This is a genomic window from Paenibacillus stellifer (assembly GCF_000758685.1).
GTDB lineage: Bacteria > Bacillota > Bacilli > Paenibacillales > Paenibacillaceae > Paenibacillus_AQ > Paenibacillus_AQ stellifer.
The window spans coordinates 3,229,511-3,245,269 of sequence record NZ_CP009286.1 but is presented as its reverse complement, the minus strand read 5'-3'; the positions used below and the strand labels follow the sequence as shown (position 1 = coordinate 3,245,269).

Below are 15,759 nucleotides of genomic sequence, written 5' to 3'. Positions count from 1 at the left end.
ATTATTCCTGATTTTAAGTATAGATAGGAGCTTAAAGAGAAACGATGAGTTTACTTACTGTTGAAGATGTAGCCCATAATTTCGGGGAGCGTCAGCTGTTCAAGAATGTATCCTTCCGGCTGTTGGCTGGAGAGCATGTCGGACTGGTGGGAGCGAACGGCGTTGGCAAATCGACGCTGATGAATATTTTGACAGGCAAGCTGTTGAAGGACAGCGGCAAGGTGGAATGGACGCCGAAAGTGCGTTATGGCTATCTGGACCAGCACACGGTGCTTACCCCTGGCAAGACGGTGCGCGACGTACTGAAAGATGCGTTCCTGCCGCTGCTGGAGCTGGAGAAGGAAATGATGTCGATCACCGACAAGATGGCGGACGCCACTCCGGAGGAACTGGAAGTACTGCTGGAAGAGATGGGCGAAATCCAGGAGCAGCTCGAAATCGGTGATTTTTATCTTATCGATGTGAAGGTCGAAGAAATGGCCAACGGTCTTGGTCTGTCGGTCATCGGCCTGGACCGCGACGTGTCCGCACTTAGCGGGGGCCAACGGACGAAGGTGCTGCTGGCAAAGCTTCTTCTGGAGAAGCCGAATGTGCTGCTGCTTGACGAACCGACGAACTATTTGGACGTGGAGCATATCGAATGGCTGACGAATTATCTGAAGAATTATCCATACGCCTTCGTTCTCATTTCTCATGATTCGGAATTCATGAACAAGGTCGTAAATGTCGTCTACCATCTGGAATTTGCGAAGCTGACCCGGTACACAGCGAATTATGAGAAGTTCCTGGATATGGCGTATATTAACAAGACCCAGCATATTGAAGCTTATGAGAAGCAGCAGGAGTTCATCAAGAAGCAGGAAGATTTCATCGCGCGCAACAAAGCACGTTATTCTACTTCCGGCCGGGCGAAGAGCCGCGAGAAGCAGCTTGACCGCCTGGAACGGATCGACAAGCCGGAGGAAGCGGTTAAACCGGTGTTCCAGTTCAAGGAGAGCCGGGCGAGCGGCAAGACGGTGTTCGAGGGCATCGATTTCGAGATCGGCTATGACCGTCCGCTGCTCCCCAAGATGAACATGACGATCGAGCGGGGCGAGAAGATCGCCATCGTCGGCTGCAATGGTGTGGGTAAATCAACACTGCTGAAGACCATTCTCGGCGTTATTCCGCCGATCAGCGGCAAGACTTATCTTGGCGATTTCCTGAATCCCGCCTACTTCCAGCAGGAAGTCAAGGCTGGCAACATTACGCCGATCGACGACGTATGGAATGAGTTCTCAAGCCTGAATCAGCATGAGGTGCGCGCGCATCTGGCCCGCTGCGGCTTGAAGAATGAGCACATTACCCGTCCGCTGAACATGCTCAGCGGGGGAGAGCAGGCGAAGGTGCGGCTCTGCAAGCTGATGATGCGCGAGAGCAACTGGATTCTCTTTGACGAACCGACGAACCATTTGGACGTCGTGGCGAAGGAAGAGCTCAAGCGCGCGCTTAAAGAATATAAGGGTACCGTGCTGCTTGTATCCCATGAACCTGATTTTTATGAGGATTGGGTGACGAAGACATGGAATGTGGAGCAGTGGTCCACACAATCCGTATAGCGCAATACGGGCGGAGCGTATATAATGTCTACAACTCGTTATAGCACCGCCAGCTGCCCGGAAGGCGCGCTAGTCATTTGAAACATGAGATGAAGGTTGGATGCCAACCTGAACAATAAGTCCGGGAAGCGGCTCAGCATGAGCGGATCCCGGGCTTTTTCAAAATATAAGACTGTATAAGTTATTGCTTATAAGAGGTCTTCTATTTCTCGGTAAACGTTTGGCGCCTAAAGGACGCCGTATGGCGTTTATCCTTGAGTTTGGAGGAGGATCGGGATGGAGAGAGTGACAGATAGAGAACAGTCCGCTGCCACAGCCGGCGGCAGAGACGGACGGTATTCCCGTCAGGTTAGATTTGCCCCCTTCGGCGAGGAAGGCCAGCACCGGCTCGCGGATTCGGCAGTGCTCATCGTTGGAGCGGGCGCGCTTGGGACAGGCATGGCCGAGACTCTCGTACGCAGCGGTACGGGACGGGTGATCATCGTCGACCGCGATTATGTCGAGTGGAGCAATCTGCAGCGGCAGACGCTGTACACGGAAGAGGATGCGGCCAACCGGACGCCCAAAGCGGCGGCGGCGAAGGCGCGCCTGTCGTCCATCAACTCCGATGTAATTGTAGAAAGCCATATCCTGGATGTACGGGCCGAAGAGCTGGAGGAGCTGGCCGAAGGCGTGGATCTGATTATGGACGCAACGGATAACTTTGACACAAGGCTCATTCTGAACGACATCGCCCAGAAGAAGGGTATCCCCTGGATTTACGGAGCTTGCGTTGCCAGCTATGGCGTCAGCTATACATTTTTGCCGGGAGAGACACCTTGTCTGAACTGTCTGCTCGGCACTGTTCCGCTTGGCGGAGACACCTGCGATACGGCCGGAATTCTCCCTCAAGCGGTGCAAATGGTGGTCTCCCATGCCACTATGGAAGCTGTCAAGCTCCTCGGCGGGAAAAAGGACAAGCTTCGCGGCAAGCTGCTGACTTTTGACGTATGGAGCAATGAGTATCAGGAGATCGGGGTATCGGCAGCCCGCAAGAGTAATTGCCCTTCATGCGGTCAGGAACCGGTATATCCGTACTTGTCCGCAGCAAATACAGAGCGGAGCGATGTGCTGTGCGGACGCAACACGGTACAGATTCGTCCGGCCGTACGCGGCAAGCTGTCGCTACCGGAGACGGCCAACCGTCTTGAACGGCTTGGCATTGGCAATGTGGAGAGCAATCCGTATCTGGTCTCCTTTCATGAGGGGGACTACCGGGTGGTGGTCTTCGGGGACGGGAGAGCGCTGATCCACGGTACGAATGACATCTCGGCTGCGAGGAGCGTCTATCACCGTTACTTCGGCTAATCGGGGTAGGAGTATGAGTCTAAATTCAATACAGCGTCATGACAAAACGGCCATCCTGTACAGGAATGGCCGTTTTGTCATGGGGGTATCCTAGAACCCATACGCCTATTGCGCTTCATATAACCGGAAGCGGAGTGATATGGGGGAAGCAGGATGAATGAGAACATCATCTGGTATACCGGAGAAAGGGCCCGGGATGAACGCATCACCGCCGGGAAAGATGAAGACCCGGAGACAATCGGGAAGGAAATATCTCCGGAGACATCACTGATAACTCAGGTACTGGACGATACCGGCATGCATGTTCTGACCTGCAGCCAAACGGAGCAGCTCGGTGAGATTCTGAAGCACGGAGATGCTTCACTGCTCCTCGTCCAGCTTGAGGATGTGCCAAGTTGGGAAGGATGGCGGGTCGTCGACACAGTCAGGGAAGACGGCATACGCCTCCCTGTGTTGGCCGTTTCGGGGGTGCGTGGCGGCGATGCAGCGGCAGCGTCCCTGAAGTCGGGAGCAAATGATTATATGACTTATCCGCTGCATGCGGGGGAATTGGCCGCACGGATTATGAACCTGCTCGAACTGGCAGGCATCCGCAGCCGGAAGTCCGTGCTGAAGATCGGAGGACTGGTGCTGGACCGTCCCCGCCGAAGCGCGGTGCGTGAAGGGCGAAATCTGCAGCTTACTTCCAAAGAGTTCGCCCTTCTGTATTATCTCGCCGAGAACTGCGGAGAAATCTGTACCCGCGAAATGATACTCCGTCAGGTATGGGGTTATCATTTTCACGCCGGCACGAATGTGGTCGATGTGTACATCCGGCATCTTCGGATGAAGGTTGACAAAGGATACCGGCAGAAGCTGATCTATACAGTTAGGGGTGCTGGCTATGTAATCAGGGCGCCGGAAACGGCGCCGTATTCGTAATTTTCGTTACCTGCTTGGTTTACAGAACGCGGCGTGCTTTCAAGTATGTTTTTTTCCAATTGCCGGCGTTAAGGTTGGAAACTGTTACCCCCGGGGAACCGTAGGTATGAAGAATTTTGCCTCCGCCAATGTATACCGCAACATGTGTTACATTTTTACCGTTGGCACGGGCGCCGCTGGAGAAGAAGACCAGATCGCCTGCCTTAAGGTTCGATTTGGAGACGGCTTTGCCGACCTTGGATTGAGCAACTGATGTACGCGGAAGATCCACGCCGTATTTCTTGAAAATGTACTTCGTAAAGGAAGAGCAGTCGAAATAACGGGTTGTGGACGTCGAAGCTCCGAATCTATAAGGTGTGCCCATAAATTTTTTGCCGAACGAAATGATATTGGAAGCGGTAGAAGATGCCGAAGCCGCCTGTGCGGTTGGAGTCGCTACTCCACCGGCCATCACTCCTCCGAAGCCCAGAGCGGTGCATACGCCTACGACAATCGCCTTTTGGATCAATGTTGTTTTCTTCATGTTGTAGTACCTCCAAAGATGTTTGTCCAAGTCTAGCTGCTTGGCTTGAATGTAGTATAACAGGTGGGAGGTCACCTAAATTTTGGATCGGAGGGCGTGAACCAGCGCGGCGCAAGGACTGTAAGCGATTTATTAAAATTCAATTAAAAGTTACAAAAAATTAATCTTTACATCGGATGGCATACAAAAAAGACGGAAAACCCTTGGTATACAAAGGTTTCTCGTCTTTTTCGAATCTGCGAATTGGTTACAAAGCTGTATGGATTCAGACAGGCTAATCCCTGCTCTGGATGATCAGCAGCAGGCCGCTCTCGATGGTTACCGTGCCAGTCGGAGCGATCAGCTGGTTGCTGACAGCCAGCGACATACCGAGCTTCAATGTTGCCCCCTCAAGAGGGTATTTAAAGCCCTGCAGCGTTATGCCGGTGACCTCGGGTGTGATCGGAAGCAGCGATACATATTGATAACCCCGTTCCTGTACCAGAGCCTGCGATCCCGTCAGGGTAATATAATTGTGAAGATCCATGGCAGTGCAGCGAATCTGGCGCTGAAGCGGGCGGGTCATCATCTGAATACAGGCCAGCGTCTGATCGATACGGGTGCCTGTGACCCCCAGCAGCAAAATCTCCTCGGGCTGCTCCTCCAGAGCGAGATCCAGCGCCAGCTCGCTATCCGTCAAATCCTTGTCCACGGAGTCGCATGAGATCACTCTTTCGCAATTGTCCTGAATCAGCTTGAATTCATCCGGAGTAATGGAATCGAAATCGCCGACGGCTAGGTCCGGGATGACTCCATTCTTCACGAGAAACAGCGCTCCCCGGTCTGCGCCAATAATATAATCATCCGGTGCAAGTTCGTTCAGAAACTGGTCTGACAGAATTCCCCCGGCAAAAATGACGGCTCTGTGTACCGGCATTGCAATCCTCCTTCCACTACTTGATTCAGTATAAAGCAGAACCTGGAGTTGTACAATTGGCGGCATCAAGGCTAAAATGGAGAGGTGGCACACTACATATAGAATTACGGAGGAAACTGAATGCTGAAAGTGCTGTTTGTCTGTCTGGGCAACATCTGCCGTTCGCCGATGGCCGAGGCGGTTCTCCGGCATAAAGTGAAGGAGGCCGGGCTGGAGCACCAAATCTCGGTCGATTCGGCCGGAACGGGGGACTGGCATATCGGCAAGCCGCCCCATAAAGGCACGAGAGCCGTTCTGGATTCGTTCGGAATCAGTTATGAAGGCATGGCTGCCCGCAGAGTCGTCCCGGAGGACTTTGGCGGCTTCGACTATTTGATCTGCATGGATCAGTCCAACGGCGCCAATGTCCGCAAGCTGCCTGGGAGCGAGAAGGCCAACATCATGTTCTTTATGGATCTGCTGCCGGATGAGAGCCTGAGAGAAGTACCCGATCCTTATTTTACGGGTAATTTCGATGAGGTGTATCGCCTGGTTGATGCAGGCTGTTCCGTTCTGCTGGACAAGCTAAAGTCGCAGATATAATAATGTAGAATAAGCTTTGGATCGGCCAATGAAGACAAAGAAGAGGACGAGGTTCTCTTCCGCACCCTCTTTTGAAAGCGCAATCATGGTTCCTGTATCCTGCAATTTGTAAGAACTTGTTCACGAATTTAGGCTATCAAGCTCTGTTCAAGCGTTTAAGAAATAGAGGAGCGATTCCGGAAGCTCTTTCTGCCAGAAGCCCCACAGGTGACGGCCGTCCTTCTCCCGGTAATCTACCTTGGCGCCGCGCTCCTCCAGAAGCTGCTTCGCGTCGCGGTTCAGCTGGACAAAATCATAGACGCCCGTATCGGTCTGGTAGTCTCGCTCCTGAAGACCGACGACCATGTTGATATCGAGCCAGGACAGGTCGCTTTCGTCCTCGATCCATTCCAGAGTAAGCGGGTAGAAGGCTCCCGACAAGCTGAGAACCCGATGAAACAGATTCGGGTAACGCAGTGCCAGATGCAGCGAGACGCTTCCGCCAAGCGAGTCGCCGGCAACAATTCGTTCGGAAGGAGTACGGCGTACCGGATAATTCTCTTCGATATAGGGGATAATCTCTTCGGCGAAGCAATTCAGGTAGGCGTCGAACCGGCTCCCGAATGGCGCGTACTCCTGCGTCCGGACGGCGACATTGACTTCGACTCCTACTATTATGAAAGGTTCCGCGCCTTCCTCGAGAATGAGTCTGCCGGCAATCGTCGCGATCCGTCCGAAATTGAAGAACTCTTCACCGTCCTGGCAGTATACAACGGGATAGCTGAGGAGCTCATTATAGCCGGGCGGAAGGTAGACGCGCAGCTTGCGGTTCTCCTGCAGCTGGTCGCTCCAAAGGGTATGTTTGACAATTGTTCGTTTCAGAAAAACAGATTCATCCATGGCAGATCGGCACCTTTCCTGTCGGATTTTGCATTGATTCACGCGTTGAGTTAAAATGGATTTTGTGGCAAAAATCATTTACTTATTGAAAATGATCAAATCTGTTATATGAAAATCATCATACTGTTATACATACAAAGTATACGCGGTGTTAAATTATATGCGTATTCCTTTGACGAAATACAAGAAACAGGTGTATAATAATTCTATAACAGAGGCAGCCAATATTCAAATTGTTATTCAAATATTTTTGCTGAGGTGAAGATAATGAGTAAAGTTCCTTACGAAGTTTATACGGAGGATGTAGAGGCTCTTTCGGTCCTTTCCCCGGCTGGAGAAGTGATCAACAAAGACAAGATGCCCGCGCTTACCGACGATCAATTGAAAGAAATTGCTTACCGCATGATTTTCACCCGCACCTGGGACGACCGTGCCGTTAACTTGGGTCGCCAGGGCCGCCTTGGCTTCTATGCTCCAACATCCGGACAGGAAGCAACTATGGTCGGCAGCGAGTTCGCACTTGAGAAGGAAGATTTCGTCTGCCCGGGCTACCGCGATATTCCGCAGCTCGTATGGCACGGACTTCCGCTTCACCAGGCATTCCTCTATTCCCGCGGCCATCAACACGGCGGTGAAATTCCTGAGGATGTCAACGTACTGCCTCCACAGATTATTATCGGAGCCCAGATCGTGCATGCCACAGGCATTGCAATGGGCTTTAAATTGAAGAATGAGAAGAAAGTCGCCATTACTTATACCGGTGACGGCGGTTCCTCCGAAGGCGATTTCTACGAAGGCATGAACTTCGCAGGACGCTTCAAGCTGCCGGTTATTTTCTTTGTTCAGAATAACGGCTACGCCATCACGACTCCTTTCGCGAAGCAGACGGCTGCCAAATCGATCGCTCATAAAGCGGTTGCTGCCGGTATTACCGGCGTGAAGGTTGACGGCATGGATATCTTCGCGGTCATCCAGGCGGTTCGTGAAGCCGCAGAGCGCGCACGCAATGGCGAAGGCCCGACGCTGATCGAAGCTGTAACGTACCGTTTCCGTCCGCACTCCTTGTCCGACGACGCTTCCAAGTATCGTACCAAGGAAGAAGAAGGCGAGTGGAACGAGAAGGACCCGATCGCGCGTGTCGTGAAGTATCTGGGATCCAAAGGACTCTGGAGCGACGAAGATACCCAGCGCGTGAAGGACGAGGCGAAGGCCAAGGTTAACGAAGAAATCAAGATCGCGGAAAAAACCGAAAAAATGACCGTTCCCGGCCTGCTCGACTCCATGTTCGAGAAGACGCCGAAGCATCTTGAAGAACAAAAAGCCGATTTTGAATAAGGATTTTGAATAAGGAGGAACTGAAGGCTATGGCACAAATGAATATGAAAGAAGCGATTCGCGACGCGATGCGCGTCGAATTAAAGCGCGACCCGAATGTCCTGATCTTTGGCGAAGACGTAGGCCATGTTGGCGGCGTATTTCGCGCAACGGAAGGACTTCAGAAAGAATTCGGCGAAGACCGCGTATTCGATACACCGCTGGCCGAGTCCGCAATCGGCGGTCTTGCTGTCGGACTTGGCGTACAGGGCTTCCGGCCGATCGCCGAAATTCAGTTCGTCGGCTTCATCTTTGAAGCGCTGGACCAAATCGTGGTTCAAGCTGCTCGTCTGCGCTACCGCACAGGCGGCAAATATAATGCGCCGATCGTATTCCGTACGCCTTTTGGCGGCGGGGTAAAAGCGGCAGAGCTTCACACCGACTCCCTGGAAGGCCTGATCGCACAGAGCCCGGGCATCAAGGTTGTTATTCCTTCCAACCCGTATGACGCGAAAGGCTTGATGATTGCCGCTATCCGCGACAATGACCCGGTATTCTTCATGGAGCATCTGAATCTCTATCATGCATTCCGTGCAGAAGTTCCGGAAGAGGATTATACAGTTGAGATCGGCAAAGCCAACGTTGTGCGCGAAGGCTCCGATGTTACAATCGTTGCTTACGGCCTGATGGTACATACCGCCACCAAGGCTGCAGATGAGCTCGAGAAGAGCGGAATCAAGGCCGAAATTATCGACCTGCGCACCGTCAGCCCGATCGATATCGATACAATCGTCGAATCCGTCAAGAAGACGAACCGCGTAATTGTCGTTCAGGAAGCCCAGAAGAGCGCCGGCGTAGCCGCAGAAGTAATTGCTCAGATCAATGAAAAAGCGCTGCTGCACCTGGAAGCTCCGGTTCTCCGCGTAACCGGTCCGGACACTGTATATCCGTTTGCCCAGATCGAAGATACCTGGCTGCCGAACCCGTCGCGTATTATTGCCGGCGTCAAGAAAGTACTGGAATTCTAATCGGACTCAAACTTTATAGGGAGGTAATCGAGCGTGACTAAATTTAATTACCCGTTCCCCGAACTGGGCGAAGGCCTGCATGAAGGCGAAATTATCAAAATGCATATTAAGGCCGGGGACAAAGTAACCGACGAAGATATCATCATGGAAGTGCAAAACGACAAGGCGGTTGTGGAAGTTCCATGTCCCGTTAACGGTACCGTTCTTGAAGTATTGGCGAAGGATGGAGACGTATTCCGCGTAGGCCAGACAGTGGCTGTCATCGACGCGGAAGGCGATATTCCGGAACAAGAAGGCGGCCATGAGGAAGAACAGGGCGCCCAGGAAGCCGACTCCGCCAAAGGCAGCGCGGATACCGCTTCTTCCCCTGCGGCAACCAGCCCGTCTGACGCCAAAGCCGGCGAAGCGGTACCGGCTCCGGACCGCGATGTGCTGGCTACGCCTGGCGTTCGCAAGTTCGCCCGCGACAACAGCGTGGACATCTCGAAGGTGAACGGAACCGGCAAGAGCGGCAAGATTACCCGTGAAGACGTTGAAGCCTTCCTGAACGGCGGCCAGAGCGCAGCTCCGGCGTCCGCATCGGCTGCCGCAGAAGGTGCTCCAGCCGACAAAACTGCTGCACCTGCAGCCGCGGCTTCGGGCAATGTCAGCCTGGAAGAAGAGCGCGTGCCGTTCAAGGGCATCCGCAAGGCGATCGCCAATGCGATGGTCAAATCGGCATACACCGCTCCTCATGTTACGATTATGGACGAAGTGGACGTAACCGAGCTCGTAGCTTTCCGTACCCGCATGAAGCCTGTTGCTGAGAAGAAGGGCGTGAAGGTGACTTATCTTCCGTTCATCGTCAAGGCTCTCGTAGCGGCTTCCCGCCAGTTCCCGGCGCTGAATGCAACCATCGACGAAGAAGCGAACGAAATCGTGTACAAGAAATACTACAACATCGGTATCGCTACAGACACGGATAATGGTCTGATCGTTCCGGTAATCAAGGATGCCGACCGCAAGAGCATCTGGATGATCGCTTCGGCCATCAGCGACCTGGCCGCCCGCGGTCGCGAAGGCAAGCTGAGCCCGAACGAAATGAAGGGCAGCACGATCTCCATCACGAACATCGGCTCCGCCGGAGGCATGTTCTTCACTCCGATCATCAACTATCCGGAAGTGGCCATCCTCGGAACAGGCCGCATCAGCGAGAAGCCAGTCGTGAAGAACGGCGAAATCGTCGCTGCACCGGTTATGGCTCTGTCCCTGAGCTTCGACCACCGTCTCATCGACGGCGCAACCGCACAGAACTTTATGAACTACATTAAATCGCTGCTCGCTAATCCCGAGCTGCTGGTTATGGAGGTGTAACATATGGTAGTGGGAGACGCTTCACTCGATATTGATACATTGGTAATTGGTGCCGGTCCTGGCGGATATGTAGCGGCCATCCGCGCCGCCCAGCTGGGTCAAAAGGTTCTCATCGTCGATAAATCCGAAGTCGGCGGCGTGTGTCTGAATCGGGGCTGTATTCCTTCGAAGGCGCTGATCTCGGCGGCTCATCAATATGAGTCTGCCAAGCACGGCGAAGCATTCGGCATCAGCGCCGAGAACGTGAAGGTCGACTTCGCCAAGACGCAGGAATTCAAAGCCGGCGTCGTGAAGAAGCTCACCGGCGGTGTAGCTGGCCTGCTGAAAGGCAACAAGGTTGAAATCTTCAACGGTGAATGCATGTTCATCAGCACGACGGAGGCCCGTGTGTTCAACGACCACGAATCCCCGCGCTACCGCTTCAAGAACTGCATTATCGCGACGGGCTCCCGTCCGATTGAGCTCAAGCCCTTCCCGTTCGGTGGACGCATCCTGTCCTCCACGGAAGCGTTGGAGCTGCCTGAAATTCCGAAGAGCCTGATCGTTATCGGCGGCGGATATATCGGCGCCGAGCTCGGTCAAATGTACTCGAAATTCGGCACTAAGGTAACGATCATCGAGGGCTTGGATACTGTGCTTCCTGGCTTCGACAAGGATATGACCCGTCTGGTTGCCAAGAATATGGCGAAGACCGGCATTGAAATCGTAACGAACGCCAAGGCCGAAAGCGCCGAGCAGACCGACAAAGATGTAACGGTTAAATACTCCGTTAACGGCGAGTCCAAGGAAGTTACGGCTGAATATCTGCTCGTAACAGTCGGACGCCGTCCGAACACCGACGGCGAGCTGGGTCTGGACCTCATCGGCGTCGAGCTGGATGAACGCGGTCTGATCAAGGTCGATCATCAGGGACGCACCAACATCCCGAACATCTTCGCCATCGGCGACGTTGTACCGGGTCTGGCGCTGGCTCACAAAGCTTCTTACGAAGGCAAAATCGCCGCTGAAGCGATCGCAGGACATAAATCCGTTGTGGACTACAAGGTCATCCCGGCCGTTGTGTTCACCGATCCAGAATGCTCCAGCGTCGGCCTGACGGAGAAGGAAGCGAAGGATAAGGGCTACAAGGTGAAGGCCGGCAAGTTCCCGTTCGCGGGCAACGGACGCGCACTGTCCTTGAACAATGCGGACGGCTTCATCAAGATTGTGGCGAACGAAGAGAACAATCTGGTGCTGGGCGCGCAAATCGTCGGCATCGAAGCTTCGAACCTGATCGCCGAGCTGGGTCTGGCTATTGAGATGGGCGCAACGCTTGAAGATATCTCCCTGACCATCCATGCGCATCCGACTCTCGGCGAAGTGGTCATGGAAGCAGCTGAACTGGTCGAAGGACATCCGATCCACGTACTGTCCCGCTAAATACGTCAAGAGTCCCGCAATACACCGGGTATACACAGAAGGAGCGAAGACGCGACGCGTTTTCGCTCCTTTTTATAAAAAATGCCAAAGATAAAATTCCGGTTATTCAACTCACTCTGAACGTCTGATGCTGACGGAGATGCGCTTTCTATGATTCTCATCACGTTTTCCTCCCTTTTCTAGAGTTTGGTATGTTACATGTAGCGTGAGTCATGGTACACTGAAGAAAGATTAAGTATGGAGGAGCGTTGAAGGCTTGCGTAAATATCTCGATTTGTTGCAGGATATTCTGGATCACGGCACGCGCAAGAGCGACCGTACGGGAACGGGTACGATATCCGTATTCGGCCGCCAGCTGCATTTTGATCTCTCGGAAGGGTTTCCGCTGCTCACGACCAAGCGGATTCATTTGAAGTCGGTAATCCATGAACTGCTGTGGTTTCTAAAGGGGGAGACGAACATCTCCTACTTGAAGGAGAATGGCGTCACCATCTGGGACGAATGGGCAGACGAGAACGGAAATCTCGGGCCGGTGTACGGCTCGCAGTGGAGAGCCTGGGAGAGCGCTGACGGACGGCATATCGACCAGATTACACAGGTCATTGAAGCGATCCGCAGAAGCCCCGATTCCCGCCGACATATCGTCAGCGCCTGGAATGTCGGGGAGATTGATCAGATGAAGCTGCCTCCCTGCCATTTCGTCTTTCAATTCTATGTGGCGGACGGCAAGCTGAGCTGCATGCTGACCATGCGATCGGTGGACACGTTCCTCGGTCTTCCGTTCAATATTGCCAGCTATGCGCTGCTGACCCATATGGTCGCCCAGCAGACGGGACTTACACCGGGTGAATTTATTTGGTCCGGCGGCGATGTGCACATCTACACCAATCATCTGGAGCAGGTGGCGACCCAGCTGGCCCGTGAGCCTTACGAGCTGCCGAAGCTGGTAATCCGCCGCAAGCCGGACAGCATTTTCGATTACACGTTCGATGACTTCGAATTTGTGGATTACCGGTACCATCCGGGCATTAAGGCGCCTGTTTCGGTTTAGGACCGGGGAGGCTCGCTTGAACAGAAATGGCCGAAAGGAGCGGAAGACCGCGGTGGAGATCAGTCTGATTTGGGCTATGGGGCATGATGGCGTCATCGGCAAAGGAGGCACCATGCCCTGGCATTTGCCTCGTGATTTTGCCTTTTTCAAAGAGCGGACGATGGGCCGGGCGATGCTGATGGGCCGCAAAACCTGGGATTCTCTTGGAGGGAAGCCGCTGCCTGGCAGAACAAGCATTGTCCTGACGCGAGACGACAGCTTCAGCGCCGAAGGGGCGAAGGTCGTTCACAGTCTTGAAGAGGCCCTGCAGGCGGCGGGTGACGAGACAGAACTGATGGTGATCGGGGGAGCGGAGATTTACAAGATCACGCTGCCTGTTGCCGACCGGCTGATCGTTACTCTGATCGAAGAGTCATTTGACGGAGATACCTTCTTTCCGGAGATTGACTGGAGCCAGTGGACCGAGGTTTCAAGCGAAAACGGAATCAAGGATGAGAAGAATCCATATGATTACCGGTTTGTTGTATATGAGCGTCTGGACCGTAACTCAGCGACCTGACACCTCGTGTGAAAAAAGTACAAACAATCGGCAAATTAGTCCATTAACGTGACAAAGTGCTGAATGCTAATATAATTAAAATTAAAGCAATTAAACATTTCGCGGAATGTTGAAACCTGCGCGCGAAAAATTCATGTCATATGCGTCCCGCCTGGGCGGGTGCCGGTATGCACGGCAACATCACAGAAGAGAACGGATGGGGGAAGAACAATGTCGACACCTACAGGATTTATGGAGTACAAAAGACAGCTCCCGGGCGACCGCGACCCGGAGCAGCGTGTGAAGGACTGGGAAGAGTTTCACCACCACCTGTCTGAAGAAGAGCTGCGGACACAGGGCGCCCGCTGCATGGACTGCGGCACGCCGTACTGCCATACGGGAATCGACATGGCGGGAGCTACGCTTGGCTGCCCGGTTCATAATCTGATTCCGGAGTGGAACAATCTCGTCTACCGCGGACTCTGGAGAGAAGCGCTGGAGCGTCTGCACAAGACGAACAACTTCCCGGAATTTACCGGCAGCATCTGTCCGGCTCCTTGCGAAGGTTCCTGTACCGTCGGCCTGATCGGCCAGCCGGTGACGATCAAGACGATCGAGCTGGCGATTATCGACAAGGGCTTTGAAGAGGGCTGGGTCGTTCCCGAGCCACCGGAGAAGCGCACGGGCAAGAAGGTTGCGATCGTCGGCTCCGGTCCGTCCGGACTCGCCGCAGCCGCTCAGCTGAACAAAGCCGGTCATACGGTTACCGTCTATGAGCGCAGCGACCGTGTCGGCGGCCTGCTGACCTATGGCATTCCGACGATGAAGCTTGACAAGCGCATCGTGCAGCGCCGTGTGGATCTGTTGGAAGCCGAAGGCGTGAACTTCGTCGTGAACACGGAGATCGGCAAGGATATTCCGTCGCAGCAGCTCGTTGACGAGTACGATGCTGTCGTGCTCTGCGGGGGCGCAACCAAAGCCCGCCGTTTCACCGCTGAAGGCGGCGATCTGAACGGCGTCGTCTATGCGATGGATTACCTGAACGGAACGATCAAGAGCTACCTTGAATCGGGACTTGAGGACGGCGATTACCTGTCAGCTGAAGGCAAGGACGTCATCGTCCTCGGCGGAGGCGATACAGGCTCCGACTGTGTGGCGACAGCTCTTCGCCACGGCTGCAAGAGCGTGACCCAGTTCGGCACGCATGAGAAAGCGCCGCTGGTCCGTGATCCGATTGCGAACCCTTGGCCGCAGTTCCCGAACGTATACACACTGGATTACGCTCAGGAAGAAGCCAAAGCCGTGTTCGGCAAGGACCCTCGCGAATTCTCGATCATGACGACGAAATTCGTCGGCGACGAGAACGGCAACCTGAAGGAGCTGCACACCGTGCAGATTCACCGGACAGTTGACGAGACGGGCCGCAAAATCTATCAGCCGATTCCGGGCACGGAGAAGGTATATCCGGCCCAGCTGGCCCTCATCGCTATCGGCTTCGACGGACCGGAGCAGGACCTTATTCAGGAGCTGAAGCTGGAGACGGACCGCCGCACGAACGTCAAAGCCGCATATGGCAAGTTCAGCACCAACGTGGACAAAGTGTTTGCCGCTGGCGACATGCGCCGCGGACAGAGCCTTGTGGTCTGGGCAATCAATGAAGGCCGCGCAGCTGCGCGCGAGGTGGACAAGTATTTGATGGGCTCCACCGTGCTTGCTTAATCGACTAATCGATTAAACCGACTTAATCGGCACAGCAATTTGCCGATAAATGCCAATCAGGCGGGTTCGCACTTGACGAACCCGCCTTTTTCAAGTATAAGAATGTATAAGCTTTCAGTTGATATTTCATCTGCATTGACCGAGGAAGGCATGCCGCGCCCGCCGCAGGTACAGAAAGGGAGCTCACCGGCTGAGAGGCTCCCCGAAGCACGCGAATGCCCCCCGCCCCGGTAGCTGCGGCGAAGAAGCGCTTAGCTGTGAATTATGTCCTTCGGCGGAACGTCCCGATGGCCAGTTCACAGAAGTTCCAGTTCCAGGCCGAATTAACGGGATGCCACAGGCAGCCCTGCCGGAGCAATCGGAGCATCAAAGCGTGAATCCCCGCCGGTTCGGACCGTTATTTCCGGATTGAAGCCGCACCATCCGTCCCGCCTGGACGGAAAACTGCGAAAGGAGCCGGCCAGATTTGTGGCAGGTCCGGAGCTTCATATTGCCGCCTTCCGTTCGAAGGCGTCTTAGGGTGGTATAACGACACATTCGTCCCTGACGAATGTGTCTTTTTTTATTTTGA

General features: G+C 53.9%; 14 protein-coding genes. 11 read left to right on the top strand and 3 right to left on the bottom strand.

Annotated elements, in window-relative coordinates:
- Nucleotides 1–44: 44 nt before the first annotated feature.
- The 3 genes from PSTEL_RS14950 to PSTEL_RS14940 all read left to right on the top strand — a co-directional run bounded on the left by PSTEL_RS14950 (nucleotide 45) and on the right by PSTEL_RS14940 (nucleotide 3,866).
- Nucleotides 45–1,598, top strand: coding sequence for an ABC-F family ATP-binding cassette domain-containing protein (locus tag PSTEL_RS14950; protein WP_038696468.1), 1,554 nt, complete (start codon nucleotides 45–47; stop codon nucleotides 1,596–1,598).
- 276 nt (nucleotides 1,599–1,874) lie between these two features.
- Entirely contained in the window at nucleotides 1,875–2,945 is a 1,071-nt protein-coding gene (locus tag PSTEL_RS14945) for a ThiF family adenylyltransferase (RefSeq protein ID WP_038696466.1), read from the top strand.
- Nucleotides 2,946–3,098: 153 nt separating this feature from the next.
- Nucleotides 3,099–3,866, top strand: coding sequence for a response regulator transcription factor (locus tag PSTEL_RS14940; RefSeq protein WP_052098515.1), 768 nt, complete (start codon nucleotides 3,099–3,101; stop codon nucleotides 3,864–3,866).
- Between the two features lie 19 nt (nucleotides 3,867–3,885).
- Here PSTEL_RS14940 and PSTEL_RS14935 read toward each other — a convergent pair whose 3' ends face one another.
- Together PSTEL_RS14935 and PSTEL_RS14930 are read right to left on the bottom strand one after the other, a co-directional pair.
- On the bottom strand, nucleotides 3,886–4,389 hold the full coding sequence (locus tag PSTEL_RS14935; protein WP_038696464.1) for a C40 family peptidase: 504 nt from the start codon (nucleotides 4,387–4,389) through the stop codon (nucleotides 3,886–3,888).
- A 274-nt stretch (nucleotides 4,390–4,663) separates the two neighbouring features.
- The gene (locus PSTEL_RS14930; protein WP_038696462.1) at nucleotides 4,664–5,305 is read right to left on the bottom strand and encodes a thiamine diphosphokinase; all 642 of its coding nucleotides are present in this window, start codon (nucleotides 5,303–5,305) and stop codon (nucleotides 4,664–4,666) included.
- A 120-nt stretch (nucleotides 5,306–5,425) separates the two neighbouring features.
- Between PSTEL_RS14930 and PSTEL_RS14925 the strand changes: the two genes are divergently transcribed.
- On the top strand, nucleotides 5,426–5,887 hold the full coding sequence (locus PSTEL_RS14925) for a low molecular weight protein-tyrosine-phosphatase (protein ID WP_038696460.1): 462 nt from the start codon (nucleotides 5,426–5,428) through the stop codon (nucleotides 5,885–5,887).
- Between the two features lie 147 nt (nucleotides 5,888–6,034).
- Here PSTEL_RS14925 and PSTEL_RS14920 read toward each other — a convergent pair whose 3' ends face one another.
- Nucleotides 6,035–6,766, bottom strand: coding sequence for an alpha/beta hydrolase (locus PSTEL_RS14920; RefSeq protein ID WP_038696458.1), 732 nt, complete (start codon nucleotides 6,764–6,766; stop codon nucleotides 6,035–6,037).
- 267 nt (nucleotides 6,767–7,033) lie between these two features.
- On the opposite strand from PSTEL_RS14920, the gene pdhA reads away from it, so the two are divergent.
- From pdhA to PSTEL_RS14885, 7 genes are all read left to right on the top strand, one after another.
- Nucleotides 7,034–8,101, top strand: a complete 1,068-nt coding sequence (gene pdhA, locus PSTEL_RS14915) for a pyruvate dehydrogenase (acetyl-transferring) E1 component subunit alpha (protein WP_038696456.1) — start codon at nucleotides 7,034–7,036, stop codon at nucleotides 8,099–8,101.
- Nucleotides 8,102–8,130: 29 nt separating this feature from the next.
- Nucleotides 8,131–9,108, top strand: a complete 978-nt coding sequence (locus tag PSTEL_RS14910) for an alpha-ketoacid dehydrogenase subunit beta (RefSeq protein ID WP_038696454.1) — start codon at nucleotides 8,131–8,133, stop codon at nucleotides 9,106–9,108.
- Between the two features lie 33 nt (nucleotides 9,109–9,141).
- Nucleotides 9,142–10,461, top strand: coding sequence for a dihydrolipoamide acetyltransferase family protein (locus tag PSTEL_RS14905; RefSeq protein ID WP_038696452.1), 1,320 nt, complete (start codon nucleotides 9,142–9,144; stop codon nucleotides 10,459–10,461).
- Between the two features lie 3 nt (nucleotides 10,462–10,464).
- Nucleotides 10,465–11,880, top strand: a complete 1,416-nt coding sequence (gene lpdA / locus PSTEL_RS14900) for a dihydrolipoyl dehydrogenase (protein WP_038696450.1) — start codon at nucleotides 10,465–10,467, stop codon at nucleotides 11,878–11,880.
- Between the two features lie 256 nt (nucleotides 11,881–12,136).
- Complete coding sequence (gene thyA, locus PSTEL_RS14895; protein WP_038696448.1) at nucleotides 12,137–12,931, top strand: thymidylate synthase; 795 nt, start codon at nucleotides 12,137–12,139, stop codon at nucleotides 12,929–12,931.
- Between the two features lie 52 nt (nucleotides 12,932–12,983).
- Complete coding sequence (locus tag PSTEL_RS14890) at nucleotides 12,984–13,490, top strand: dihydrofolate reductase (RefSeq protein WP_038701008.1); 507 nt, start codon at nucleotides 12,984–12,986, stop codon at nucleotides 13,488–13,490.
- A 210-nt stretch (nucleotides 13,491–13,700) separates the two neighbouring features.
- Nucleotides 13,701–15,188 carry a glutamate synthase subunit beta gene (locus tag PSTEL_RS14885; protein WP_038696446.1) on the top strand — a complete coding sequence of 496 codons (1,488 nt, stop codon included), beginning with the start codon at nucleotides 13,701–13,703 and terminating at the stop codon, nucleotides 15,186–15,188.
- Nucleotides 15,189–15,759: the final 571 nt, after the last annotated feature.